The organism is Nonomuraea sp. NPDC049378 (assembly GCF_055586745.1).
The window spans coordinates 259767-284983 of sequence record NZ_JBVJHP010000006.1 but is presented as its reverse complement, the minus strand read 5'-3'; the positions used below and the strand labels follow the sequence as shown (position 1 = coordinate 284983).

Sequence of the window (25217 nt, the reverse complement as noted above, 5' to 3'; positions counted from 1 at the left end):
ACGGTTCCCGGGGCCGGACACAGCGAGATCTCCGCGCGGGTGGGCCGCCGGACAGCCGATAGGGCTGACGAAGGGACGCTCGGTGACCAATCGCGAACCGGATGCCGACGACGCCCCGGCAGCCCGCCCCCGGCGGCAGGCGAGCCTGTCGGCGGACCGCGCCGTCGCCACCACGGGCGCGCTCCTGTCAACGAAGCGGGCGCCCAAGGTCCAGCTCCGGCACGGTGAGGGCGCCAAGAGCCACCTGACCAGCCTCCAAGGGCTGGTGGCGCTCTCCCTCGACGCTCTGAGTTCCGTCGCCTACGGTCCGGAGGCGATCGCCCTCGTCCTCGTCGCCGCGGGAAGCGCCGCGGTCGGCCACACGCTGCCGATCACGCTGGCCATCGCCGCGCTGCTCGTCCTGCTGGTGACCTCCTACTGCCAGGTGATCGCCGCCTTCCCCGACGGCGGCGGCTCCTACGCGGTGGCCAAGCGTAGTTTCGGCCCGATGGTGAGCCTGCTGGCCGCCGCCGCGCTGGTCGTGGACTACGTGCTCACCGTCGCGGTGAGCCTGGCGGCCGGCGCCGCGAGCCTCGCCTCCGCCTTCCCCGTCCTCCGTCCGCATCTCCTGGGGACCTGCCTGGTGGGGCTGGCCGTGCTCACCGCGCTGAACCTGTACGGCATAGCCGACAGCGCCCGCTGGCTCATGGCGCCGACCCTGCTGTTCATCGCGAGCATCTTCGGCATGGTCGTCATAGGACTGGCGCGCTCCCACCCGGCGGCGATCGTCGGCACCCCCGAGCCCCTGCCCGCGCACGAGGCGCTCAGCGTGCTGCTGATCCTGAAGGCGTTCTCCTCGGGCTGCTCGGCGCTGACCGGCGTGGAGGCCATCGCCAACGGGGTGCCGATGTTCCGCCGGCCGCGGGTGCGCCGGGCCCAGCGGACGGAGCTGATGCTCGGCCTGCTGCTCGGGACGATGCTGATCGGGACGGCGCTGCTCATCCGGCGCGACGACGTCGTGCCGCGTTCGGGCGTCACCATCCTGGCCCAGCTCACCGCGGGCGCCTACGGCACGGGCTGGCTCTACCTCGCGGTCAACATCATCGTCACCCTCGCGCTCGGGCTGGCCGCCAACACCAGCTTCGGCGGCCTGCCGGTGCTGATGGCTCTGCTGGCCAAGGACCACCGGCTCCCGCACCTGTTCACTCTGCGCTCCGAGCGGCCTGTCCACCGCTACGGCGTCGTCGCGGTGGCCGTCCTCGCCGCGCTGCTCCTGATCACGCTGGACGCACAGACCCACCGGCTGATCCCGCTGTTCGCGATCGGAGTGTTCACCGGGTTCACCATCAGCCAGACGGGGCTCGTCCGCTACTGGACGCGGGAACGCCCGCCAGGGTGGGCGCGCAAGGCGCTGCTGAACGGCGCCGGCGCTGTCGCGACGACGGTGGCCACGCTGGTGCTGCTCGTCACGAAGTTCACTGAAGGCGCCTGGGCGGTGCTCGTGGCCGTCCCGCTGCTGATCCTGCTCTTCAGGAGCGTCGAGCGCTACTACGGCCGGATCACGGCCGCGCTCGGGCTCGGCCGGCCGCCGGCGGCGCCGCACCGCCCCGAGCCGGGCAAGCGGCTGGTGATCGTCCCGCTCAGCCCGGCGTCGGCGATCAGCGCCCTGTCCGGACGGACGCTCAGCGCGGCACTGGCCCTCGGCGGGGAGATCGTCGCCGTCGTCGTCTCCGACACCCCCGACGAGCTCGGCGACCTGCGCGCGAAGTGGGAGCGATGGAACCCGCAGGCCCGGCTGAAGATCCTGGACAGTCCCCGTCACGCGGTGGTCCGCCCCGTCGTCGAGTACGTGCGCCGCCAGGAGGCGAGCGGCCGGTGGATCGCGGTGGTGATCCCGCGCATCGAGCCGCCCCATCCCCGCTACCGGCTCCTGCACACGCAGCGTGATCTGCTCCTGGCGGCGTCCCTGCGCGACCACACGAGCGCGATGGTGTGCTTCGTGCCGTTCCGCGTCCGGAGCTGAGCGTCACCCGCCGAAACGGCCGCCGGCGTGGGGACGGCGCGGGAGGGGCTCGCGGCCGGGTGGCTGGCGCACCTCCCGCTCCGGCGCCGGCCGCGGCGGATTGGGCCGGGTGACCTCCTCCTGGCCCAGGTCGAACTGCTCCCCGTGGTGGCTCAGCGCGATCGGCGGCCCTTCCAGGAGCCGGTAGGCCGTCGCCTCCTTCGTGGAGCTGACGCTCACCAGGCTGCCGCGGTAACGCAGCCGGAAGGCGAGCCGGGTGATGCCGGAGGGCAGAGAGGGCGCGAAGCACATCCGTCCCCCGCCCGCGCGCATCCCGCCGAATCCCGCCACCAGGGCGATCCACGCGCCGGCCAGCGACGCCATGTGCACACCGTCCACGGTGTTCTTCTCCAGGTCAGCGAGGTCCATCAGCGCCGCCTCGCCGAGGTAGCGATAGGCGAGCTCGAGATGTCCCACCTCGGCGGCGATAACCGCCTGGGTGCAGGCGGACAGGGACGAGTCGCGCACCGTCAAAGCCTCGTAATAGGCGAAGTTCGCGACCTTCTGGTCAGGCGTGAAGGCATCTCCGCGCAGATGCATCGCGAGCACCACGTCCGCCTGCTTGACCACCTGCCGCCGGTAGAGATCGAAGTAGGGGAAGTGCAGCAGCAGCGGATAACGATCGGGACCGGTGGCGGCGAAGTCCCAGAGCGCGTGCTGCGTGAAGTCCTCGCTCTGCGGATGCACCCCCAACTGCTCGTGCCAGGGGACGGTCATCGCCTCCGCCGCCTCGCGCCAGCGGCGGATCTCCTCCGCCGTGACCTCGAGCCGCTCCGCACGGGCCGGATGGCGGTCCGCCGCCTCGGCGGCCTCGCGCAGGTTCCGCTGGGCCAGCAGGTTCGTGTAGACGTTGTTGTCGACGACGGCGGTGTACTCGTCCGGTCCGGTCACGCCGTCGATGCGAAACCGCCCGGAGACGTCATGGTGGCCCAGGGAGCACCACAGCCGGGCCGTCTCGACGAGCACGTGCAGGCCGGCGTCGCCGTCGAACGTGACGTCCTGGCAGGCGTCGACGTACTGGGCGACCGCGTGCGCGATGTCGGCGTTGACGTGGAAGGCCGCGGTTCCCGCGGGCCAGTAGCCGGAGCATTCCTCGCCGTGGATGGTCCGCCAGGGGAAGGTGGCGCCGCGCAGCCCCAGTTGCTTGGCGCGCGCCCGCGCCAGGGGAATGGTGGACCGCCGCCACGACAGCGCGTCGGCGACGGCTCTCGGATAGGTGTAGGTGAGCACGGGTAGCACGAAGATCTCGGTGTCCCAGAAGGCGTGCCCGTCGTAGCCGGACCCGGTCAGGCCCTTGGCCGGTATGGCGCGCTCCTCCAGACGCGCGGCGGACTGCAGCAGGTGGAACAGCCCGAAACGCACGGCCTGCTGCACCTCGGCGTCGCCCTCCACCTCCACGTCCGCACCGGCCCAGAACCCCTCCAGGAAGCGCCGCTGGCCCGCGCACAGGCCGTCCCAGCCGACCAGGCGGGTGGCCGCCAGCGCCGCGGCCACCTGATCGTGCAGGGCGGGCCGTGACCGCCTGGCCGACCACCCGTAGGAGAAGAACTTGACCAGCCGCAGCGTCCGGCCAGGTGACAGGCGCGTGGCCACGGTCACCCTGCTGACGTCGTCGCTGCCCTGCGCCTCGGTCAGCGTGCCGTCCGGCCCGTCGATCTCGTGCCACATGCCCGCGGCGACCCGCAGCCCGCTGACCCGGGCGCGGTGCACCATGATCGCCAGGCCGTCCCTGTCGACGACGCTCTCCTCCGGGACCAAGGGGGACCGCAGCGGCGCGGCGGCCCGCGGGTCACCGCCCGCGGACGTCTGGGTCTCGTTGGCGACCAGCTCCGACTGGACGACGAGGTGGGTCGGCTGGTCCACGGCCTCGACCTCGTAGCGGATCGCGGCGATCGCGCGATGGGTGAACGACACCAGCCGCGTGGACCTGATCCGCACCGAGGTCCCGGTCGGCGAGCTCCAGTGCGCCGTGCGCGTGAGGGTGCCGGCGCGCAGGTCCAGCACCCGCTCGTGCTGGTGCAACGTCCCGTACCGCAGATCGAAGGGCTCGTCGCCGACCAGCAGCCGGATCAGCTTGCCGTTGGTGACGTTCACCACTGTCTGCCCCGACTCCGGGTAACCGTAGCCCGCCTCCGCGTACGGCAGCGGCCTCAGCTCGTAGAACCCGTTGAGGTAGGTGCCCGGCTCCCCGTGCGGCTCGCCCTCGTCCAGGTTGCCGCGCAAACCGATGTGCCCGTTGGACAGCGCGAACACCGACTCGCTCTGCGCCAGCACGTCCAGGTCCAGCCGGCGCTCCCGGAGCGTCCATGGCCCGACCTCGAACGCGGGGTGCCGGATCATCTGGCGCCCTGCCCCAGCAGCTCGGCCAGGTCGGTGACCACGACGTCCGCGCCGTGCTGACGCAGCGCCTCGGCCTGCCCCACCCGGTCGACGCCGACGACGAAGCCGAACCCTCCCGCGCGGCCGGCCGCCACTCCCGCCAGTGCGTCCTCGAACACCGCCGCCTCCGCCGGCTTCAGCGCCAGAGCCTCGGCAGCCGCGAGATACATGTCCGGGGCCGGCTTTCCCGCCAGCCGCCGCTCCCGGGCCACGACGCCGTCTATCCGGGCGTCGAACTGCGAGACGAGCCCCGCGGCGGTCAGGACGTGAACGGCGTTGGCGCTCGACGACACCACGGCCCTGCGCAGTCCCCCGTCCCGGACCGCGGCGAGGTAGCGGGAGGAGCCGGGGAAGACATGCACGCCGTCCCGGTCGATGATCGCCTGGACGAGCCGGTTCTTCCGGTTGCTCAGCCCGTTCACGGTCATCGCGTCGGGCGGGTCGTCCGGCGTCCCCTCCGGCAGGCTGATGCCGCGCGCCCGCAGGAAACTCCGCGCCCCGTCCACGCGCTTCTTGCCGTCGACGTAGCGGTCATAGTCGGCGGTCGCGTCGAAGGGCACGAAGGCGGTCCCCGAGATGCGGGCCCATTCCCGCAGGAACTCGTCGAACATCGTCTTCCACGCCGCGGCGTGCACGGTGGCGGTGCGCGTCAGCACGCCGTCCATGTCGAACAGGCACCCGCGAATCCCCTCAGGCAACCCCAGCATTCGTCCCCCTGCGGGAGGCACTACCCGCATGACCTGCGAATACCCGTCGGGCGTCGGACCGGGCGGCGGGAAGGACACCGCCCCCGCGGCGAGTGAGCCGCACCCGAGCGGCGTGCGCGTCCCTCGAGCGGTGGTGACCCTTTACTCGAGCGGCAGGGCGTGCCGTCCGGCAACCTGGCGGATCTCCTCCAGCGGGTACGGCGTCTTCCTGCTCTCGCTCTGCAGGGCGTGGTAGAAGTCGTTCAGCACGGTGGCCAGCGGGCTGTGCCGCGACAGCAGGGCCGCGACCCCGCCGGGCACGCCGGCGGGCCGCTCTCCCGCCGCCCATTCCCGCACCAGCTCGCGACGCCGCGGCCAGTCGGCGCCGTGGAAGGCGCCGGCCAGCCAGTTCACCAAGTACGTCAGCGTGTAGGTGCGGTCGAAGGTGAGGCGCCGGCGACAGAAGGCCCGTTCCTCCTCTGACAGGTCGAACCGGGTGGAGGTGGCCAGCCCGAAGTCGGTCAGGTAGAAGCGGCGCCCGTCGGTGAGGATGTTCCCGAAGTGCGCGTCGAAGTGCAGGAGCCCGCCCGCGTTCATGAAGGTCACTGCTTCACGCAGCCCCTGGTCCGCCAGGGCGCAGGCCCGGTCGGCGTCGCCCGCGCGCACCTGCTCGTCCAGCCACTGGTGCAGGTTGTGGGGAAAGTACTGCAGGAAGAGCGTCAGGCTCGCCGGAGCCCCTGCCAGCGCCTCCAGGCGGCGGCGCACGCCGGGCGCGCCCTCCCAGAAGGTGACCGCCCGATCGATGTCGGCCAGCTCCGCGTACAGCGGGGCGGGCTCGGCGTCGGGCAGCACCCGCCAGTGGTACAGCAGCGGGAAGCCGGGGAACCGGCCGGTCAGCACCCACCCGGTGGTCATCGAGTGCGCGGCCAGCTCGCGCCAGGCGCCGAATCCGGGCGAGCCGATGCCGTACTGGCAGAAGGGCGGCAGCCCGAACAGGTCGGCCGTCGAGTGCGGGTGGCGCAGCTCGGGCTCGGTGACGGGCACACGCTTGACGAAGACCGGGGCGCCGCCGACCTCGAGCCGCGCGGACGCCCCGCCGATGCCGGTGCCGAGGGGCACGGCCTCGCGCTCCAGCAGCTCGGCCAGCTCCCGGTCGTCGTAGCGGGCCAGGGCCGCGGAAACGGCGCGGTGCGTGGTCACTCGCGTCTCCGTCACCGTGATCACTCTACTGGCCGATGACGGCCGCCCTCGCCTGGCGGCCGCCCCGCCGCACCGCTCGGCGAGCTGGCTGACCTCTCGGCGGTCCCGAGCCGCGCCGTCCCGGCGACCGGTGCCGGCAGGTCGCGCACCCGGCGGCCCTTCCAGCGATACTTGTGCCGCCGCCTCGGCGAGCCCCGCGGCAGTGCGGGAGGATGCGGGGCATGTATGTCCATGAGGCCGGTGACGCGCACGCTTCTCCCATCCTGTTACTGCACGGCGGCGGCGTCGCGGGATGGATGTGGCGCCCGACGCTGGAGCGGCTCGGAACGAACGCCCGAGTGATCATTCCCGATCTTCCCGGCCACGGCCGCAGCGCGGCCGAAGCGTATCGATCGCACGAGATGACCGCCCAGGCCCTGGCGGTCGTCCTGGAGGAACGCGCGCCGCACGGCGCGATGGTCGCGGGGTTCTCGTTGGGTGCGCAGCTCACGATCCTGCTCGCCGCGACCCGGCCCGATCTCGTGACGAGTGCCGTCGTCGTGAGCGCGCAGGCGAAGCCTCTTCGCTTCCCCCAGGCGACTCTCGGGCTCCTCGCCGCGACCGCACCGCTCGCACGACGACGGTGGTTCGCGAAGCTCCAGGCGAAGCACCTGTTCATCCCGGACGAGCTCCTGACCGACTACCTTCGCGACAGCGCTCGCACAAGCCGTGAGACTCTGCTCGCCGGCGTCGGCGAGAACATCCGCTTCACCCTCCCCGCCGGCTGGGCCGGCTTCACGAACCCGGCGCTGGTGATGGTGGGCGAGCACGAGCGGAAGCTGATGCACGCCTCCGCACGCGACATCCACGATTCCCTCCCGGGCAGCGAGATGACCTCCGTGCCGGGATGCGGCCATGGCATACCCCTGCAGCGCCCCGACCTGTTCGCCCGGATCCTGGCCGACAGAAGGTGAAGGTCCTGCCCGGCATGGGTGGAGCGAGGAGTTCGGCGGCGGCGCGCAGGTCACCCCGGTAGCCGAGAGCGTGTGACGGGGTCGTGGTGGACCGGCGGCGGGCCTTCGAGGGAATTTCCGGGTGCGCTTCCCCCGTCAGCGTCACAGCTCATCGGGGGTGCCGGTGCGCCGGTCGTGGTAGTCCAGCAGCCTGGACAGCAGCCGGGTCAACCGCTGCCGCTCCTCGAGCGACAGCGGAGCCAGCAGCTCGTCCTGGGTTTCGGCCAGTTGCTTCTCCAGCCGCCGCAGCTGCCGCCTGCCCCCGGTGGTCAGCGAGATGATGTTGCGCCGCCGGTCGGAGGGGTCCGGAGCGCGCTCGACCAGCTCGCGCTCGGCGAGTTCGTTGATCGCCGCGACCATGTCGCTGAGGTGGATGCCGCTACGGCGGCCGAGCGCGGCCTGGCTGGCCGGGCCGAACTCCTCCAGCGTCGCCAGCAGGCGGTAGTGGTAGCCGCGCGCCTGCACCGCCGAGAATCCGTCGCCCACCAGGCGCTGAGCGTGGCCGGCGGTCTGTGTGAGCAGCCAGCTGGGCAGGCTCTCCCACCTGCCAGGCGTCTTCTCGGACGGGTTCTCCACGTGGCAAGTCTAGCGAATCGTTAGAGTCCCGAACGATCGTGGTATCGTTCGGGTAGTAAACGTTTGTATCATGAACGTTTATCCAACGAATGATTCTCTGGAGTTGAGAGCATGATCAAGCCGTTCCGCATCGACATCCCCCAGGCCGACCTCGACGACCTGACCGACCGGCTCTCCCGCACCCGCTGGCCCAACGAGGTCGCCGACGCCGGGTCGGACTACGGCTTCCCGCTGGCGCGGCTCAAGGAACTGGCCGAATACTGGAGGGCCGGCTACGACTGGCGCGAGCACGAGGCCGAGCTCAACGAGCTTCCGCATTTCACCACCGAGATCGAGGGCCAGAACATCCACTTCGTCCACGTCCGGTCGTCGAAACCGGACGCGCTCGCGCTGATCCTCACCCACGGCTGGCCCGGTTCCTTCCTGGAGTTCCTCGACGTGATCGAGCCGCTGTCGCGCGACTTCCACCTGGTGATTCCGTCCATCCCGGGTTTCGGCTTCTCCGGGCCGACCCATGAGCGCGGCTGGGACATCGTCCGGGTCGCGCGGGCCTGGGCCGAGCTGATGCGCCGTCTCGGGTACGAGCGCTACGGCGCGCAGGGCGGCGACTTCGGTGCTGGCATCTCGTTGGCGCTCGGCGCGGAGGCTCCCGAGCAGGTGGCCGGGGTACACGTCAACTACCTGCCGACCCGGCCGGTCCCGGACGCCGATCTCGAGCTGTCCGAAACTGATGAGGCCCGGCTGGACAAGGTCAGGCAGCTGATGGCGAACCGTCCGCCGTACCAGGCCCTGCAGGCCCTCACCCCGCAGACCATCGGCTATGCGCTGACCGACTCGCCGGTCGGCCAGCTGGTCTGGATCGCCGAGCGCTTCGCACAGTGGACGGATCCTCGCTCGCCGATCAGTGACGAGCGGATGCTCACCGACATCTCGCTGTACTGGCTGACCGCCACCGCGGCCTCGTCGGCGCGACTGTCGCGCGAGACCCCGCGGCGGATCGAGCCGTGCCCGGTGCCGGTCGGCGTGGCGGTGTTCCCGCACGACATCACCCAGTCCGTACGACCGCTGGCCGAGCGGCTGTACGACATCAGGCACTGGTCGGAGTTCGAGCGCGGCGGCCACTTCGCCGCGATGGAGGTACCGGACCTGCTCGCCGAGGACATCCGCGACTTCTTCCTCGACCACGTCAGGTGACCCGGACGCCAGCCGGTCCAACCACTCAAGGAGGCCATCATGACCAGCACCGAAACCCTGATCCGCGCACTCGCCGACCGCGCCGAACTCACCGACCTGGTCGCCCGTCACAGCTTGTGGATCGACGAGCGCCGCTACGGCGAGACCGACCGGCTCTTCACCGGGGATGTCGTCGTCGAGTCCCCGCGCGGGAAGGCCCGCGGCATCGAGGAGCTCGTCGAACTCGTGCGCAGGGGCCACGACACGTACGTCCGCACTCTGCACAGCAAGTCCAACCTCGTGATCGAGGTCGACGGCGAGACCGCCACGGTGCGGGCCCACGACATCGCCGTGTTCGTCATCGACGACAAGACCGAGGCCCTGGCGGCCGGGTTCCACCGCTACCGGGCGCGCCGCACCGAGGACGGCTGGCGCTTCGACCGCCTCGTGGTCACCCCCGTCGCACTGACCGAAGCCCTCGACCGGGCCCTCTAGAAGACACCGCAGGCCGCGGGCTCCCGGACACCCAGGAGTTCCGCGGCCATCGCGACGTCCGCGCCGGCGCCGCGCAGCGTTCCGTCCGTGTTCCGTCCGTGTTCCGTCCGTGTTGCGTCCGTTCAGCCGATCCGGGCAGCCAGCAGCGAGACCAGCCGATCGACGGTGACGGTTTCCAGCGGAACCACCACGGCACCGTGACCGTCGCCCAGCGCTTCGCCATTCTCGGGCACGGCCACGACCAGGCAGCCCGCGGCGAGCGCCGAAGCGATGCCCGGCCGGGAATCCTCCAGCGCCACACACTCGCGCGGATCGACGCCCAGCCGTCCGGCCGCCGTCAAGGGAGCGTGCCGCCGAGCTTCTCGGCGAGATCGGCGAGACTGACGTCCCAGAGGGGTTCACTGTCGAACAGCGTGCCGTCCATGTCGAACAGCGCCGCCGCCGGCGGGCCCGCGCCCCGTGCGGCCGTGTCCGTCGTCACCGGAGGGCCTCGGCGAGCCAGCGCTGCGCCGTACGGGGATCGTCGCTCGTCGTCCCGTCCACGCCGAGCTCGAGCCAGTGCCGCAGATCGTCCTCGTCGCGGGTGGGCCAGCCGTGCACCGGGAAGCCGTCGTCGTGCAGCTGCCGGACGACGACGGCGGTCAGCCCTTCCGCGCCGCTGTGGATCCGGCAGGACCCGGTGTCCTCCATCAGCTTGCGGTAACCGCCCGGGTGGGCCTCGGCGGTGGTCCACTTGGACACGATGATGCCCCGCGGGATCTCCGGCAGCTTCTCGGCCACGGTGGCCATCGCCTCGACCGAGAAGCCGGTCAGGATCGTGCGTTCGGCGTAGCCGGGATGGCGGGGGAGGAAGTCGGCCAGACCGTCGATGGCGGCCAGATCCTTGATCTCCAGCTGGACGAACCGCGTCGTCGCCTGGTACATCTGCTCCAGCGTGGGCACCCGCTCACCCCCGCCCACGTCGACCGAGCTGATCTCCGACCAGGTCAGCTCCGCGACGGGGCCCAGATCCCGGCCGGCCGGATCGGCCGCGACCCGGTCCAGGGTGGCGTCGTGCAGCATGAAGAGCTGCCCGTCCGAACTGATCCGTACGTCGGTCTCCAGCTCGTCGACGCCGACCTCTTCCGCCACGCGGTAGGACGCGATGGTGTTCTCGGGTGCTTCGGCCATGGCGCCGCGGTGTCCGACGATGGCAAATGCCACGATCTTCCTTTCTCGCTGTGATCTGTCTTGCCAGTGGGATCTCGTGCCGGCGGCCGGCGGAGCGGCGGCACGAAAGGTTCAGGGGGTCAGGACGCCACCAGCCGCCGATACTTCGGCAGCACCCGCTGGACGGCCGGGGCGAGGTTCCGGTTCGCCTCGCGCAGCGCCTCGCCCGGGTCGGCGTTGGAGGCGTACACCTTCTGCAGCACGATCAGCATGTCGGAGATCGTCTCGTTCACGTACCGGCGCATCACGTCCGCCTGGCGGGCGCGGCTCAGCTGATCCTGGGCGACCTGGTACGCGGGCGTCGCGGCGTTGCGCTCCTTGATCTCCGGTGAGTTGAGCGAGCTGGTGGTCACCGGGAGATAGCCGGTGTTGAGACTCCACTCGGGCGCGCCCTTCTCGGCCAGGTACTTGACCAGCTCCCAGGTCGCCTGCTTGCGCGCCTTGGTCGCGTTGCGCATGATCGCCAGCCCGCTGCCTCCGGTCGGCACGCCGGGCGCGTCCTGCTCGGGCAGGAAGGCCGCGCCGAACTCGAACGTGGCCGCTTTGAGCAGCGAGGTCAGCGCGCCGGTGGAGTTGCAGATGGTCGCCGTCACGCCGGCCGCGAAGTCGCCGTTGATGTCGTCGGCCAGGTAGGCCATCTGGTCGTCGTGGATGAACGCCCGGTCGAACTCCAGGGCGGCGACGGTCTGCTCGGAGTCCAGCCTCGACGCCATGCCCTCGGAGTAGCTGCCGTCGAAGGCCCAGCTCGACCCCTGGAAGTACCAGTCGTCCTTGCCGGTGTAGCCGCGCATCTTGATCGGGGAACCGTGGTACTTGAAGCCTTTGAGCTCGCGTCCCCACTCCCGCAGCTCGGTGAACGTCCTCGGCCCGCGGTCGGGCAGCCCGGCGCCGGCGAAGATCTCCTTGTTGTAGTAGAAGAGGGGCGTCGAGCGAGCCCAGGGCAGCCAGTAGACCTGGTCCCGGACGGTGCCCTCGGCCAGGAACCTCGGATGGAACGCGTCCGCGCCGAAGCCGGCGTCGAAGTAGCCGCTCAGCGGTTCCAGCGTCTCGGCGAGGAAGTAGCGGTTCCAGTTCACGTCGCTGAGCGTGACGATGTCGGGAACCTGCCCGACGGCGAAGCTGGCGGCCAGCTTCGAGTCGAGCGCGGGGTATCCGGGAAACAGCTGGATCTCGCAGAAGATGTCCTGCTGTGAGGCGTTGAACCCGTCGATGATCGACTGCAGGACCGCGGCGTTGTGCGAGGTGAACGCACTCCACAGCACGACCCGCCGGCGGCGGGCGAACCGTTCCGGCACCTGCCCGCTCACCTGGGCGTAATCGCCTTCCATGCGGCCGACGCAGCCGGTCAGCGCCAGACTGGCCACGGCCGCGGTGGCACCGGTCAGGAGCCGGCGCCGGCTGAAACTCGTCCCGGTCACGCTGGGTCCTCTCTGATCGAACCGGATCGCACGCACATGGTGATCACCGGCGAACCGCGCTGCCGGCCAGACCGGCGACGATGTAGCGCTGTGCCAGCAGGAAGACGATCACCACCGGCAGGACGACGAACAGGGTTCCGGCCATCAGCGCCCCCCAGTCGTTGATGCCGTCGTTCTCCTTGAGGTAGAGCAGCCCGATCGGCAGCGTCCGCATGTTGACCGAGTTGGTCACGATCAGCGGCCAGACGAAGCCGTTCCACTCGTCGATCAGGGCGATCAGCCCGACCGTGATGATCGCCGGCCGGGACATCGGCACGATGATCGAGAAGATCGTGCGCAGGTGGCCGGCGCCGTCCAGCTGCGCCGCCTCCAGCACCTCGTACGGGAGCGACCGGAAGAACTGGTGCAGCAGGAAGGTGCCGAACGCCGACGCCACACCCGGCAGGATCAGGCCGGCATAGGTGTTCAGCAGGTTCATCTGGCCGACGGTGATGTAGTTCACCAGGAGGGTCACGTGCCCCGGAACCATCAGCGCGCCGAGCATGAACATGAACAGGTAGCGCTTTCCCGGGAACGGCAGGAAGGCGAAGGCGTAGGCGGTGGAGATGGCCAGCACCACCTTGAGCGCCGTCCCGATCGCCGCGACCACGACCGAGTTGACCAGGAACTGGTCGAACGGGGCCAGCGTCCAGGCGTTGACGAAGTTCTCGAGGGTCAGCGATCGCGGGATCAGCCGCAGCGGCCAGCTGTTGATGTCGGCGTTGGTCTTGAACGCCGTGCTGACGAAGAGGTAGAGCGGGATCAGGAAGACCAGGGCCGTGATCACCAGGGAGAGCACGCCCCACCAGCGTGTACGGCGAGAGCCGGACTTTCGCGGGGCGGGCCCGGTCGCCGCAGCGGCCGGCATGACCGTCATCAGTAGTGAACCCTCCGCTCGACGAATCGGAACTGCAACACGGTGATCGCCATCAGCACCACGAACATGATCATGGAAGCCGCGCTGGAGACACCGACGTTGCTGCGGTTGAACGCCTCGTCGTAGATGAACCAGCTCAACGTGGTGGTGGAACGGGCGGGTCCGCCGCCGGTCATCATGGCGATCACGTCGAAGGCCTGGAAGGCCGAGATCGTCTGGGTGATCACCAGGAAGAAGGTGGTGGGGGAGAGCAGCGGGAAGATCATGCGCCGGAACTGCGTCCACCGGCCGGCGCCGTCGATCCGGGCCGCTTCCAGCACCTCAGCCGGGATCTGCTGGATGCCCACCAGGTAGACGATCGCGACGAAGCCGAGCCCCTTCCAGATGGACACGATGATCAACGCCCACAGCGCCCAGTCGTCGTCGGTCGTCCAGGCGGGCGAGCTCGTCCCGAACGCCTCGAACACCAGCCGGCTGAGGCCGTGATTCGGATCGAAGATGAACAGCCAGATGGTCGCGATCGCCGCCCCGGACAGCACGTGCGGGGCGAACGCGAGCGTCTGCACCGCGGTGCTGCCCCGGAGGCGCTGCGCGAACAGCATCGCCAGCGCCAGGCCGAGCACCAGGGTCACGACCACGAGGACGATCACCCACACCAGCGTGCGCAACAGGACCTCGGGGAAGGACCAGCTGCTGAACAGGGCCTGGTAGTTGAGCAGGCCGGCCCACTCGGCCCGCGGCGAGATGAAGTCCCAGGTGGTGAGGCTCAGATAGACGTTCTCGACGATCGGCCAGTAGGAGAACACGGCGATCAACGCCAGGTTGGGCAGTGCGAAGGCGACGAACAGCAGGTACCCGCGCCGGCGGCGGCGGGCCGCGGCGCGCCGCCCCGCGGACGTCGTTCCCCCGGCATCGGCCGGTTGGCGGGGGCTGTCGGAGAGTGCTGATCTCGAATCGAGATCGCTTGCTCCACTGCTCACGGGCTACCACCCATCCGCATCGAGGTCGAACAGGTCGAGACTTTACTGGCGGTCTCGTGCTCAAATCTGTTCATATGGCGGCAAATCTGTGACCATTGCGCGAACGTTTCCACCACATGTGCAAGGGTGTCAGCAAGGATGTCGAGCTCGTTTCACGGCCGTGCCTTCGATCGTCAGCAGCGGATCCTCAGCTATGTCCGGAGCGAAGGCCGCGCGGTCGTCTCCGACATCGCCGACCTGTTCGCGATCTCGCCCGCGACGCTGCGCCGGGACCTGCGGGCGCTTGAGGCGCAGCGGCTGATCGCCCGGTCCTACGGCGTCTTCTACCCCACCGACATCGGCCGTTACGAGACGCCGGTGGAGCACCGGCGCAAGGCCAAGACCGAGGAACGGCTGGTGATCGCCGAAGCGGCGGTCGCCATGATGGCCGACGTCGGCACGGTGTTCCTCGACGAGGGAGCGCTGCCGGAGGATCTGGTCGGGCCGATGCGCCGGCTGCAGCGGATGACCGTCGTGACCCGATCCGTGACCATCGCCGCCGAACTCTGCAGCCAGACCGACCACGACGTCATCATCGTCGGCGGCCGGCTACGAACGACGACCATGGGCACCGTCGATCGATGGGCGACGGCGATGCTCGCAGAGCTGAATGTCGACCTGGCGTTCATGGGCACCAACGGGCTGTCGATCGACCGTGGGCTGACCACTCCTGACCCGGCCGTGGCGCAGGCCAAGACGGCGGCGATCCAGGCGGCCCGCCAGACCGTGCTGGTGTGCGAGCACACCCGGTTCGGCGTGGCCAGCTTCGCCAAGTTCGCCGACATCGGGCAGCTGGCCTGGGTCATCACCGGCAAGCAGCTGTCCCGAGCCACCGCGCAGCGCTACGGCGCATCCGGCCCCAGGGTGCTGCGCGTCTAGATTCCGAAGTGTGCGATCAACGGCGTGCCGTAGCCGGACAGGCGGGAAGGTCTCCCGCTAGAGCATGCGGGACGTGTACGCGCGGAGCGTGTCGGCCAGGCGTTTGCGGTGCCGGGTGACCTCGTCGGCGGTGACGCCGTTGGCGGTGGCCCAGGCGAAGTCGTCAGTGACCAGGCGCAGGGCGGCGTTCATGGTCGCGGCGGCGAGCCGGACCTCCGGCGTGTCCGGCGCCAGCCCGAGACGGCCGGAGAGGACGTCGGCCAGGGTCGGTTCCGCGCGCTCCTGGAGCACGAGCCATGCGGCGCGCAGGGCGGGCTCGCTGCGGCTCATGCGAACCACCGCGAGCAGGTCGTCGATGTCGGCGCGGGAGTCCTCCGGCACGAAGGTGTAGTTCGCGCGCAGATGGTCGGGCAGATCGCGGTCGGCCGGCCAGGTCCGTAACACCTCGCGGAAGGCGTCAAGCGACTTGGTCAGCAGGGGCTCGACACAGCTTTCCTTGGTGCGGAACAGCCGCCACAGGGTGCGCTCGGAGACGCCGGCCGCCCTGGCGATCTGTGCTCCGGAGGTGCCCGCGACCCCGTGTTCCCGGAAGAGCAGGACCGCCGCCCGGGAGATCTTCAGACCCTGCCGGCGCCGGGCCTCGTCGCTGAGTGGCGGGCGCCCCCCGAGGTTGGCCGTGCCGCCGCGCCCAGAAGTCACTGCTACCGCCCTCGATGCCTGATGAGTGTGCTGGGAGACTACCCCATCGAGGTTATTGGCAGTTAGTGCCATAAACGTGTTAGGGTCCGTAACGGCTTCCGTCGGCTTAGGAGAGAACCATGACCGTGACCTCTGAACGACCGCACCTGCCGTTCCCCCGCCCGAACGTCCTCGATCTTTCCCCGCTGTACGAGGTGCTACGCCGGGAGGCGCCCATCACCCCGGTCACCACCCCGGCCGGCGATCCCGCCTGGCTGGTGACGCGATACAGCGAGGTCCGGCAACTGCTGAGCGACAAGCGCCTGGGCAGGTCACACCCGGAGCCGGACAAGGCCGCGCGCATCAGCACCGCGGCCATACAGGACGGGCCCACAGGCTCCTACGAGACGGAGGAAGCCGACCACACGCGGATGCGGCGGTTGCTGACGCCGGCGTTCTCGGCCAAGCGGATGCGGATGCTCTCCGGACACGTTCAGCACCTGGTTGACGGCTACGTCGACGACCTCGTCCGGGCGCACGACGCGGCACCGGACGGGGTGGTCGACCTGCATGCCGGCGTGGCGCTCCCGCTGCCGGTGGCGGTGATCTGCCGCCTGCTCGGCGTGCCGGAGAACGACGGGGAACGGTTCCGCTCGTTGTCCGAGCGGATGGCAGGGGTGACAGACCAGCAAGATGCGCAGGCGGCACGCAGGGAGTTCTCCGGCTACATGACCGGCCTGGCGGAAGCCAAGCGGGCGCAGCCGGGGGAAGACGTGATCTCCGACCTGGTCGTGGCGCAGAGCGAGGATGCGGGGTTCACCTACGCGGACATGGTCAGGCTGTGTGTCGGGCTGCTGTTCGCCGGCCATGAAACCACGGTCAACCGCATCGGCCTCGGGACGTTGTTCCTGCTGACCCGTCCCGACGCGTGGAAGAGCCTGGTCGCCGATCCTGCCGGGCGCACCGACGCCTGCGTCGAAGAGATCATGCGGCTGGGAGCTCCAGGCGATCTCGGACTGCTCCGCTACGCTCGCACCGACGTGGAGGCCGCCGGGGTCACCATCCGCCGTGGAGACGCGGTGATCTTGTCGATCAACGCCGCGAACCGCGATCCCGAGGTCTACGCCGAGGCCGAGCGGTTCGCCCCCGGCCGTGAGCAGGGACACCTGGGTTTCGGGCACGGCGCGCATTTCTGCATCGGTGCCAGCCTGGCACGCATCGAACTGCGGATCGTGTTCGCGACCCTGGCCCGACGGCTCCCGGAGTTGCGCCTGGCAGCGGAACTCGACGACCTCGAAGTGCGCCCGACGCTGACGGGAGGCGTGACCTCCTTGCCCGTGACCTGGTGACACCTGCCGGGCGCCGCGGTGTCGTCAGCCGGACCGCACGGATCTGCCCGATGACGTCCTGCCGCCGTCCTCGAGGCCACCGGTCAGGTCAGCCCGGCCCCTGGTCAGCCCGGCCGCCGGTCAGCTGGCCGGCGCGGCGCCGCAGGTCGGCGGCGAACTCCTCGGCCTTGCTCAGCTGTGCGCGCAAGGCTTCACAGCGCTCGCGGGTGGCCTGCTCGAAGTGGCCGAGCCGGGCCAGCATCTGCTCGCGCTCGGCCGCCTCCGGGGCCGTCGCGCCGCTGGCGTCGAGCCGGTCGGTGATGGACAGCAGCTCGCCCATCTCCTCCAGGGTGAAGCCGAGCGGTTTCATCCGGCGGATCACCATCAGCCGGGCGACGTCGGCCTCGGTGTAGAGGCGGAAGCCGCCCTGGCTGCGCGCCGAGGGCCGCACGAGCCCCACCTCGTCGTAGTGCCGGATGGTCCGCAGTGACAGCCCGGTTCGCGCCGCCACCTGCCCGATGTGCATGTGATCTCGGCCACCGTCCGGCGAAGCCGGGACTTCGCCTCCGGTGGCGGAAAGCGCCGGTCCGTCCATCTTCTGCACGACCTCACTGCTCAGCTGGTAGGGCGGTACGGGTAGCCACGCCCGCTCTCCGCCGAATCTCTACCCTAACGTTAGGGTAGAGTCGTCCATGGGCGAGCCAAGCCGGATGTCTCGGCGCAGACCGGGCAGCCCTTCACTCTGGCACATCGCCGGCCCGACGACCTGCATCGGCGCCATCCGAGCGCCCCTTCCTCACACGGTAAGGAACATCGACGCGCGCATGTCCTTGATCGCCACCGCCTGCTTCCCGCCGTGACCCGCCTGCGATAGCACCGCCCGCATCCCCCGGCCTGCCGCCCGCCTCTGATTCGGGGCACGCACCGCGAGTTGCCCGAATCGACGGCGGGCGGCCCTCTGCCCGGCCGCTCCCTCACCCGCTGCCACCGTGCCTGGTGGCGTGTCGCCCGCCGGCCCGTGCGGGGCCGATCCATGTTGAAGGACGTCTGTTGCCCAGTTCCCCTGTGCCCGCCCGCCCGTCTGCTTCCCCGGCCGGGCGCCTGCGGCCCGGCCGCCCGGCCTGGCTGACACCCTCGGTGGCCCGTACCGAGATCCTGTCCGGCCTGGTCGTCGCGCTCGCCCTCATCCCCGAGGCGATCTCGTTCTCCATCATCGCCGGGGTGGACCCCAGCGTCGGCCTGTTCGCCTCCTTCACCATGGCGGTCGTCATCGCCGTCGCCGGCGGCCGCCCCGCCATGATCTCGGCCGCCACCGGCGCGATCGCGCTGGTCGTCGCGCCGCTGGCGCGCGAATACGGCCTCGGCCACCTGATCGCCACCGTCATCCTCGGCGGCCTCGTCCAGGTCGCGCTCGGCGCGCTCGGCGTGGCCAGGCTGATGCGGTTCGTGCCGCGCAGCGTCATGGTCGGCTTCGTCAACGCCCTGGCCATCCTGATCTTCATGGCGCAGGTGCCCGAACTGGTCGACGTGCCGTGGACGGTGTATCCGCTGGTGGCCGCCGGGCTGGCGCTGATGGTGTTCTTCCCCCGGCTGACCAGGGCGGTCCCGGCTCCGCTGGTGTCCATCGCCGCGCTGACCGCCATCACCGTCGGTGCCGCGCTGGCCGTGCCGACCGTGGGCGACCGCGGTGCGCTGCCGTCCGCGCTGCCCGTGCCCGGCCTGCCCGACGTGCCCTTCACCCTGGACACCCTGACCCTCCTCGCCCCGTACGCGCTGGCCTTCGCCCTGGTCGGGCTGATGGAGTCGCTGATGACCGCCAAACTGGTCGACGACATCACCGACACCCGCTCCTCCAAGACCCGCGAGTCCATCGGCCAGGGCATCGCCAACATCGTCACCGGCTTCTTCGGCGGCATGGGAGGCTGCGCCATGATCGGCCAGACCATGATCAACGTGAAGAACGGCGCCCGCACCCGGCTGTCCACCTTCACCGCCGGCGTCATGCTCATGGTGCTGTGCATCGTCTTCGGCCCCTGGGTGTCGCAGATCCCGATGGCCGCCCTGGTCGCCGTCATGATCCTGGTCTCGTTCGGCACGTTCGACTGGCACTCCGTCGCCCCCGCCACGCTCAGGCGGCTGCCCGCCGGCGAGATCACCGTCATGGTGATCACGGTCGCCGTCGTGGTCGCCACGCACAACCTGGCCATCGGCGTGGTCGTCGGCTCCCTGACAGGCCTGATCATCTTCGCCCGCCGCGTCGCGCACCTGGCCCAGGTCTCCGCCGTCATCGACCCGGACGGCGGCCAGGTTGTCTACGCCGTCACCGGTGAGCTGTTCTTCGCCTCCAGCAACGACCTGGTCTCCCAGTTCGACTACGCGGAAGACCCCGACGACGTGGTCATCGACCTGACCGACGCCCACATCTGGGATGCCTCCTCCGTGGCCGCCCTGGACGCCGTCGAGTCCAAGTACGCCGCCCGCGGCAAGACCGTGCGGATCATCGGGCTGAACCAGGCCAGCGCCAAGATGCACGCCACCTTGTCCGGCGAACTGTCCGGCAGCCACTGACGCCCACGCCGCTCCCGCACCGGCCCGTCCTGCCACGGAGCCGCCGTCGTGCCCTACAACTGGGCGGTGATCTCGCCGGCCAGCCGCCGGGCGGTGCGGCCGGCGCCGATGAGGGTGGCCGAGGCGGGACCGGTCCAGTCGCCGTAGCCGAGCAGGTGCAGGCGCGGTTCGGCCAGGGCTCGGGTGCCGTCGGTGCCGATCAGGCCGCTGGGGCCGCGCAGCCGCAGCGGGGCCAGGTGGGCGAGGGCGGGCCGAAAGCCCGTGCACCACAGGATCGCGTCGAAGGCCGCGGTGCTGCCGTCGGCCCACGCCACCCCGGTGGTGGTGATGCCCGAGAACATCGGCTCGGCCTTGAGCGCACCGCGGTCGCGGGCTTCCCGAACAGGCGCGACGGCGACGATGTCGCCCAGGTCTGCGATGCCGCCGGCGCCTACGGGGTGCTGCCCGGCCAAGGTGGCCCGGTGGCGGCGGGTGGCCAGGTCGAACAGGGCGCGGCCGTCGACCTCGTCGGGCAGCAGCCGGGGCGGGCGCAGCGTCGCCCAGGTGGTCCGGGCGACCTGGGAGAGCTCGGCGAGGATCTGCGCGGCGGAGTTGCCGCCGCCGACGACCAGTACCCTGCGGCCGTGGAAAGGCTCGGGGCCGCGGTAGCCGGCCGTGTGCACCTGCTCTCCGCGGAAGTCGCGCATGCCGGGGTAGTGCGGCACGAAGGGGCGCCACCAGGTGCCCGTGGCGCTGACGACGATGCGGGCGTGCCAGGTGCCGGCAGAGCTCTCGACGGCGAGCCGCGCGCCGGCGCGTCGCACGGTCCGCACCGTGGCGGGGCGGATGATCGGCAGCCGGTAGCGCTGCTCGTAGTCGGTGAGGTAGGCGACGACATGGGCGGCGTCCGGATAGCCTCCGCCGGCCGGGATCGGCATCATGCGGCCGGGCAGAGAGCTGTACTGCGCGGGCGAGAAAAGCCGCAGTGACGGCCAGGCGTGCTGCCAGGCGCCGCCGGGGACCTGCTGGGCGTCCAGGATGACGAAGTCGGCGCCTGCTCGCCGCAGGTGGTAGCCGGCAGCCAGCCCCGCCTGCCCGGCCCCTATGATCACGACATCGGCCGGCCGCGGTGCCGCAGTCATACGGTGAGGGGTTCCACGTCCACCGAACCGCAGGCCGAAGCCGTCGCGGCGAGCGGGGCGAACAGCGCTCCAAGCTTGTTCACCACCTCAGGGATGATGCGGTAGTAGACCCAGGTGCCGCGGCGTTCGCCGTCGATCAGCCCGGCGGTGCGCAGGACCTTGAGGTGGTGGGAGATCGTGGGGGCGGTCAGGTCGAAGGCGTCGGTCAGGTCGCAGACGCATGCCTCGCCGCCGGCGTGCGAGCCGATCATCGACAGCAGGCGCAGCCGCACCGGATCGGCGACCGCCTTGAGCAGCGCGGCCAGCTCGGCGGCGTCGTTCTCGGAGAGCGGCTCGCGGGCGATGGGCGCGCAGCACTGGATGGTTACGGGGGCGGCCATGACGCTACTCCTTAATTCGATGCCGGTCTAAATCATAGGCGGTGGTAGGCGAGCAGCGCGAACGCCGCCATCGCGCACGCCGCGGACACCGCGCCCATCACCCACCCGTACCCGGCGGCCTGGGCGAGCGCGACCGCGCCGAGGGGAGCCAGGGCCTTGTCCGAGACGGAGAAGACGGCGATCCGGCCGGCCAGGGAGGCGTAGGCGGCGGTGCCGTAGCGTTCGACCAGCAGGTGCGGCAGGGTGACGGAGGCGATGCCGAAGCCGAGCCCGAACAGCAGCACCGCACCGATCGCGCCCGTCACGGTGTGCCCGATCAGCGGCAGGAGCACCGCGGCGACCCCCTGCAGGGCGAAGATCACGGCGGCGATGAGGGCGGCGGGCAGGCGGGTCCGCAGGCCGGTGATGATCACCCGGCCGGTCACCGACAGCACGCCCAGCAGCCCGGCCAGGGTGGCGGCCAGGACGGGCGAGTGCCCGAGGTGGATGAGATAGGTGATGAGCAGCACGGCCATGACGGCGACTGCGCCGCCGCTGGCGGTGAAGGCGATCACCAGCAGCCAGAACGGCCTGCCACGGGTCGCCTCTCCGACGATCCCCGCCCGCTCCTCGGCCGCGGCGGACGCCTCCGCCCTGCCGGTCACGGTGCGACGGCGCACGACGAACGCGTGCAGCGGGATCGCCGCCACGCCGTAGATCAGGGCGAGGAGGACCAGCGCGGTACGCCAGCCATGGCGGTCGACGAGCAGGCCGGTGAGCGGCAGGAAGATCGAGGAGGCGAACCCGGCGACGACGGTCAGCGCCAGCAGCCCGTTCGCCCGGCCGCGCTCGTCGCCGGCGAAGATCGAGACGATGACGGCGAAGGCGGCCTCGTACAACACCATGGAGCAGGCGACGCCGATGGCGGCGAACACCGCGTACAGCTGCGGCAGGCTCTCGACCCTGGACCAGGCCAGCACCGCTCCGGTGCCCAGCAACGACCCGGCGGTCATCAGGGCGCGCCCGCCCCGGGCGTCCAGCCACCGGCCGACCAGCGGCGCGCACAGGGCCGCGATCAGGACGGACAGGGTGAGGGCGGCGGCGACCTGGGCGCTGGTGGCGCGCAGGTCGCGGGCCATCGGGGCGAGGAAGACGGAGAAGGCGTAGTAGAGCACGCCGTAGCCGATGGTCTGGGTGACGGCCAGCGCGGCCACCACCGACCTGCCGCGCGACGGAGCGCCGCCCCCGACGGCGGGGACGGCGCTGCCGGCTGTGGCGCTCACGCGCGCTCGCTGGAGCAGGACATGGACCCCCGCCCGCCGGCGGTCGCCGCCCACGCGCCGTTGCCGGTGGGGTGTCCGTCGGACATGCTCAGCGTTCCCTTCAGCCGCAGCAGCCGCCGCCGGACTCCGCCGGGGCGGTGGCGCCCACCGTGGCGAGCGGGAGCGGGGCGGACAGCAGCCCGCCGCTGATGCCGGTGGCCAGGCCGACGCGCTGCTCCTGGGCTTCGGCGAGGTTGGAGGAGCACACGCCGGTCTCCGGCAGGTCGAGCTGGACGTCGCGGGCGGCCTCCCAGTCGCCGGCCAGGGCGGCGACCACGGAGCGGACCTGCTCGTACCCGGTGGCCATGAGGAACGTGGGGGCGCGGCCGTAGCTCTTGACGCCGACCGCGTAGTAGCCGGGCTCCGGGTGCGCGAGCGCGTCCGCGCCGTGCGGCGGGACGGTGCCGCAGGAGTGCTGGTTGGGGTCGATCAGCGGTGCCAACTGCCGGGTGGAGCCGAGGACCGGGTCGAGGTCGAGACGCAGTTCGGAGGCGATGGAGTGGTCGGGGCGGTAGCCGGTCGCGCTGATGATGCGGTCCGCCGTCACGCTCTGCTCGTGCCCGGACGGGTCGCGGCTGACCACCTCGACGCCTTCCGCCGTGGCGTTCACGCGATGGGTGAAGAAACCGGTCAGCAGGGTGATGCGGCCGGATTCGACGTGAGCACGAAGCCGCGTGCCCAGTGCCCCGCGGGCCGGGAGCGCGTCGGCGTCGCCGCCGCCATACGTGCGGCTCGCGCTGCCGCCGCGGATCGCCCAGGTGATCCGCGTGTCCGGCAGCTCGGCCAGGGCCAGCAGGGTGGTGGCGGCCGAGTGCCCAGCCCCGACCACCAGCGTGTGCCTGCCCTCGTAGCGGTCACGGTCCGCGCCGAGCACGTCGGGCAGGGCGTGGTCGACGAACACCGCACCCTCGCCATGCGCGGGCAGGCCGCTCGCCCCGAGCACGTTCGGACTGGTGTAGGTGCCGGACGCGTCGACGATCGCCCGCGCCCGCAGCTCTTCGCCGCTCTCTATGCGGATCAGGAACGGCACCTCCTCGCGACCTGCCGTGCGCACGCGGTCGTAACCGAGGCGGCTGATCGCGGTGACCTTCACGCCGAGGCGCACCCTGTCGCCGAACAGCTCGGCCAAGGGGGCGAGGTAGTCATCGATGAGCTCGGCGCCGGTGGGGAGCCACTCGCCGTCCGGAGCGGTCCAGCCGCCGTCCTCCAGCAGGCGGCGGGCGGCGGCGTCGATGTTGTACTTCCACGGGCTGAACACGCGCACGTGTCCCCACTGCGCGACCGAGGCGGCGACCTGGTCGCCCGCCTCCAGGATCAGGAAGTCGATGCCGCGCTCGGCCAGATGGGCGGCGGCGGCCAGGCCGACCGGACCGGCGCCGATCACGACGACCGGCAGCGCGCCGGTCTGCTGAGGGGTGGTGAACTGCTCGATCTCGATGGTGGTGGTGCCACAGCAACTGTTGCTCATGACTGCTCTCCATGCAGGGGGCGGGTTAACGGTACGACAGGCTGTAGGTAAGGGCGCGCTCGCCGGCGGCACCGGCGCGGCGGGTGGTGTCGCACGCCTGAGCGGCCCTGGCGTCGAAGATGACGTCCGAGGTGGGCGAGGCGCTCCGGCGCGGGAGGGTGAACAGAGCGCGCATCGCCACCTCCTGAATAGAAGTTCATCTAACCAGTGGCCATCATGCTCCGCTGATTAGAGGATTGTCAAATTAGCCGAGCGTCGAAGCAGATGGTCAGAGGCCGGCCTGCGCGGGGGCGTCCCGCACGTGAGCGGCCAGCGGGCCGACGACGTAGGCTGCGTCCCGGCTGACGCCGCGCAGCGTGTTGGAGGCGAACGAGCGCTGGAACTCCAGCCCCAGATAGACCAGCCCGGGCAGCACTGTGGAGACGCCGCCCTGGTGCACGGGCAGGCCTTCGGGGGTGAGGGCGCCGAGCGGGCGCAGGTAGTCCAGGCTCGGCAGATAGCCGGTGGCCAGCAGGACGACGTCCACCGGTTCGCGCTCGCCGCCCTGCCAGACGACGGCGTCGCCGTCGAAGCCCGTGAACATCTCCCGCCGCTCCAGCCGGCCGGACTCGAGCGCGGCGCGGTAGTCGCCGGTGTCCATCACCAGCGTCTGCCGCACGCTGTGGATCAGCCATTCGGGCGGCAGGTCGTCGAATCCGCTGCTGGTCAGCCAGTGGTGCACGTCGTGGCCGTCGCGCCGCTGGGGCAGGAAGGCCAGCGGCCGGCGCGAGGCGATGCTCACCCGCGCGACCTCGCCCAGCTCGTAGGCCACCTGGACGGCGGAGTTGCCGCCGCCCACCACCACGACGCGCAGCCCGGCCAGGTCTCTCGGGTCGCGGTAGTCGGCCACGTGCAGCACCTGGCCGGTGAAGCCGTCCTGGCCCGGCCAGGCGGGACGAACGGGCCGGGAGAAGGAGCCGCTGGCGGCCACCACGCCGCCGGCCCTCACCTCCTGGCCGTCGGCGGTGCGCACGACGAACGCCCGGCCGTCTCGCTCCACCGCCTGCACCCGCGTGCCGGTGCGGATCTCCACGTCCAGGCCGGCGGCATATCTCTGCAGGTGGTCGGCGACCTCGTCGCGGCGGGGGTAGCGGTCGGGATCGCCGGGGAAGTCCAGGCCGGGCATGGCGCTGAAGCGGGCGGGCGAGAACAGGGTGAGGCTGTTGTAGTAGCCGGGCCAGGAGCCGGCCGGCCGGTCGCCGGCCTCCAGGACGAGCGGGGTGAGGCCGGCGTCGCGGACGGCGTGGGGGGGGGGGGGGGGGGGGGGGGGGGCGAAGCGGGCGGGGGGGGGGGGGGGGGGGGTGTGTGTTGGCCGGGGGAGGTGCTTCCTTTTTTCTTTTTCTTCCCACAC

At 71.0% G+C, this 25217-nt stretch carries 25 protein-coding genes (1 of these 25 only partly in view); 7 read left to right on the top strand and 18 right to left on the bottom strand.

Features of this window, described 5'->3' with window-relative positions:
• Positions 1-82 precede the first annotated feature (82 nt).
• Complete coding sequence (locus ACZ6SA_RS15650; protein ID WP_347642398.1) at positions 83-2002, top strand: APC family permease; 1920 nt, start codon at positions 83-85, stop codon at positions 2000-2002.
• A 3-nt stretch (positions 2003-2005) separates the two neighbouring features.
• Here ACZ6SA_RS15650 and ACZ6SA_RS15645 read toward each other — a convergent pair whose 3' ends face one another.
• The 3 genes from ACZ6SA_RS15645 to ACZ6SA_RS15635 all read right to left on the bottom strand — a co-directional run bounded on the left by ACZ6SA_RS15645 (position 2006) and on the right by ACZ6SA_RS15635 (position 6321).
• Positions 2006-4381, bottom strand: a complete 2376-nt coding sequence (locus tag ACZ6SA_RS15645) for a glycoside hydrolase family 65 protein (protein ID WP_465828464.1) — start codon at positions 4379-4381, stop codon at positions 2006-2008.
• Entirely contained in the window at positions 4378-5127 is a 750-nt protein-coding gene (locus ACZ6SA_RS15640; protein ID WP_347642400.1) for a beta-phosphoglucomutase family hydrolase, read from the bottom strand. The genes ACZ6SA_RS15645 and ACZ6SA_RS15640 overlap by 4 nt, the downstream gene beginning before the upstream one ends.
• 141 nt (positions 5128-5268) lie before the next feature.
• Positions 5269-6321 (bottom strand): protein kinase family protein, encoded by a 1053-nt coding sequence (locus ACZ6SA_RS15635; protein ID WP_465828462.1) that lies wholly within the window; start codon positions 6319-6321, stop codon positions 5269-5271.
• 206 nt (positions 6322-6527) lie between these two features.
• Here ACZ6SA_RS15635 and ACZ6SA_RS15630 point away from each other — a divergent pair, with 206 nt between their 5' ends.
• Positions 6528-7259, top strand: coding sequence for an alpha/beta fold hydrolase (locus tag ACZ6SA_RS15630; RefSeq protein WP_347642402.1), 732 nt, complete (start codon positions 6528-6530; stop codon positions 7257-7259).
• Between the two features lie 141 nt (positions 7260-7400).
• On the opposite strand, the gene ACZ6SA_RS15625 is transcribed toward ACZ6SA_RS15630, so the two are convergent.
• Positions 7401-7874: a MarR family winged helix-turn-helix transcriptional regulator gene (locus ACZ6SA_RS15625; RefSeq protein ID WP_347642403.1), complete on the bottom strand. Its 474-nt coding sequence runs from the start codon at positions 7872-7874 to the stop codon at positions 7401-7403.
• Between the two features lie 111 nt (positions 7875-7985).
• Here ACZ6SA_RS15625 and ACZ6SA_RS15620 point away from each other — a divergent pair, with 111 nt between their 5' ends.
• Positions 7986-9068: an epoxide hydrolase family protein gene (locus tag ACZ6SA_RS15620; protein WP_347642404.1), complete on the top strand. Its 1083-nt coding sequence runs from the start codon at positions 7986-7988 to the stop codon at positions 9066-9068.
• Positions 9069-9107: 39 nt separating this feature from the next.
• Positions 9108-9542: a nuclear transport factor 2 family protein gene (locus ACZ6SA_RS15615; protein ID WP_347642405.1), complete on the top strand. Its 435-nt coding sequence runs from the start codon at positions 9108-9110 to the stop codon at positions 9540-9542.
• A gap of 122 nt (positions 9543-9664) precedes the next feature.
• Here the strand turns inward: ACZ6SA_RS15615 and ACZ6SA_RS15610 are convergent, their stop codons facing one another.
• From ACZ6SA_RS15610 to ACZ6SA_RS15585, 6 genes are all read right to left on the bottom strand, one after another.
• Positions 9665-9883: a hypothetical protein gene (locus ACZ6SA_RS15610; protein ID WP_465828459.1), complete on the bottom strand. Its 219-nt coding sequence runs from the start codon at positions 9881-9883 to the stop codon at positions 9665-9667.
• Complete coding sequence (locus tag ACZ6SA_RS15605) at positions 9880-10023, bottom strand: hypothetical protein (protein ID WP_347642407.1); 144 nt, start codon at positions 10021-10023, stop codon at positions 9880-9882. The genes ACZ6SA_RS15610 and ACZ6SA_RS15605 overlap by 4 nt, the downstream gene beginning before the upstream one ends.
• Entirely contained in the window at positions 10020-10745 is a 726-nt protein-coding gene (locus ACZ6SA_RS15600; RefSeq protein WP_465828457.1) for a glycerophosphodiester phosphodiesterase, read from the bottom strand. Before ACZ6SA_RS15600 ends, ACZ6SA_RS15605 begins: the two co-directional genes overlap by 4 nt.
• A gap of 86 nt (positions 10746-10831) precedes the next feature.
• Positions 10832-12169: an ABC transporter substrate-binding protein gene (locus ACZ6SA_RS15595; RefSeq protein ID WP_465828455.1), complete on the bottom strand. Its 1338-nt coding sequence runs from the start codon at positions 12167-12169 to the stop codon at positions 10832-10834.
• Positions 12170-12212: 43 nt separating this feature from the next.
• Positions 12213-13085 (bottom strand): carbohydrate ABC transporter permease, encoded by an 873-nt coding sequence (locus ACZ6SA_RS15590; RefSeq protein WP_465828454.1) that lies wholly within the window; start codon positions 13083-13085, stop codon positions 12213-12215.
• Entirely contained in the window at positions 13085-14065 is a 981-nt protein-coding gene (locus ACZ6SA_RS15585) for a carbohydrate ABC transporter permease (protein WP_465828453.1), read from the bottom strand. Before ACZ6SA_RS15585 ends, ACZ6SA_RS15590 begins: the two co-directional genes overlap by 1 nt.
• Before the next feature lie 138 nt (positions 14066-14203).
• Here ACZ6SA_RS15585 and ACZ6SA_RS15580 point away from each other — a divergent pair, with 138 nt between their 5' ends.
• Positions 14204-14983: a DeoR/GlpR family DNA-binding transcription regulator gene (locus tag ACZ6SA_RS15580; protein WP_347642412.1), complete on the top strand. Its 780-nt coding sequence runs from the start codon at positions 14204-14206 to the stop codon at positions 14981-14983.
• Positions 14984-15040: 57 nt separating this feature from the next.
• Here ACZ6SA_RS15580 and ACZ6SA_RS15575 read toward each other — a convergent pair whose 3' ends face one another.
• Positions 15041-15682 carry a TetR/AcrR family transcriptional regulator gene (locus tag ACZ6SA_RS15575; RefSeq protein WP_465828451.1) on the bottom strand — a complete coding sequence of 214 codons (642 nt, stop codon included), beginning with the start codon at positions 15680-15682 and terminating at the stop codon, positions 15041-15043.
• Positions 15683-15801: 119 nt separating this feature from the next.
• Between ACZ6SA_RS15575 and ACZ6SA_RS15570 the strand changes: the two genes are divergently transcribed.
• On the top strand, positions 15802-17010 hold the full coding sequence (locus ACZ6SA_RS15570; RefSeq protein WP_465828449.1) for a cytochrome P450: 1209 nt from the start codon (positions 15802-15804) through the stop codon (positions 17008-17010).
• 88 nt (positions 17011-17098) lie between these two features.
• Here the strand turns inward: ACZ6SA_RS15570 and ACZ6SA_RS15565 are convergent, their stop codons facing one another.
• A complete protein-coding gene (locus ACZ6SA_RS15565; RefSeq protein WP_465828447.1) occupies positions 17099-17515 on the bottom strand; it encodes a MerR family transcriptional regulator in 417 nt (138 codons plus the stop codon).
• 575 nt (positions 17516-18090) lie between these two features.
• Here ACZ6SA_RS15565 and ACZ6SA_RS15560 point away from each other — a divergent pair.
• Positions 18091-19557 (top strand): SulP family inorganic anion transporter, encoded by a 1467-nt coding sequence (locus ACZ6SA_RS15560; protein WP_465828629.1) that lies wholly within the window; start codon positions 18091-18093, stop codon positions 19555-19557.
• Positions 19558-19610: 53 nt separating this feature from the next.
• On the opposite strand, the gene ACZ6SA_RS15555 is transcribed toward ACZ6SA_RS15560, so the two are convergent.
• The 6 genes from ACZ6SA_RS15555 to ACZ6SA_RS15530 form a co-directional block, all read right to left on the bottom strand.
• Positions 19611-20678, bottom strand: coding sequence for an ArsO family NAD(P)H-dependent flavin-containing monooxygenase (locus ACZ6SA_RS15555; protein WP_347642416.1), 1068 nt, complete (start codon positions 20676-20678; stop codon positions 19611-19613).
• On the bottom strand, positions 20675-21058 hold the full coding sequence (locus ACZ6SA_RS15550; RefSeq protein ID WP_347642417.1) for a metalloregulator ArsR/SmtB family transcription factor: 384 nt from the start codon (positions 21056-21058) through the stop codon (positions 20675-20677). The genes ACZ6SA_RS15555 and ACZ6SA_RS15550 overlap by 4 nt, the downstream gene beginning before the upstream one ends.
• A gap of 32 nt (positions 21059-21090) precedes the next feature.
• Positions 21091-22320 carry an MFS transporter gene (locus ACZ6SA_RS15545; protein ID WP_347642418.1) on the bottom strand — a complete coding sequence of 410 codons (1230 nt, stop codon included), beginning with the start codon at positions 22318-22320 and terminating at the stop codon, positions 21091-21093.
• A gap of 100 nt (positions 22321-22420) precedes the next feature.
• A complete protein-coding gene (locus tag ACZ6SA_RS15540) occupies positions 22421-23827 on the bottom strand; it encodes an FAD-dependent oxidoreductase (protein ID WP_465828445.1) in 1407 nt (468 codons plus the stop codon).
• A 25-nt stretch (positions 23828-23852) separates the two neighbouring features.
• Positions 23853-24002 (bottom strand): hypothetical protein, encoded by a 150-nt coding sequence (locus ACZ6SA_RS15535; protein ID WP_347642420.1) that lies wholly within the window; start codon positions 24000-24002, stop codon positions 23853-23855.
• A 93-nt stretch (positions 24003-24095) separates the two neighbouring features.
• On the bottom strand, positions 24096-25217 hold the 3' portion of the coding sequence (locus ACZ6SA_RS15530) for a flavin-containing monooxygenase (RefSeq protein WP_465828444.1). 123 nt of this gene lie beyond the right edge of the window; only the last 1122 of its 1245 coding nucleotides appear in the window; the start codon falls outside the window, past its right edge; it ends in the stop codon at positions 24096-24098.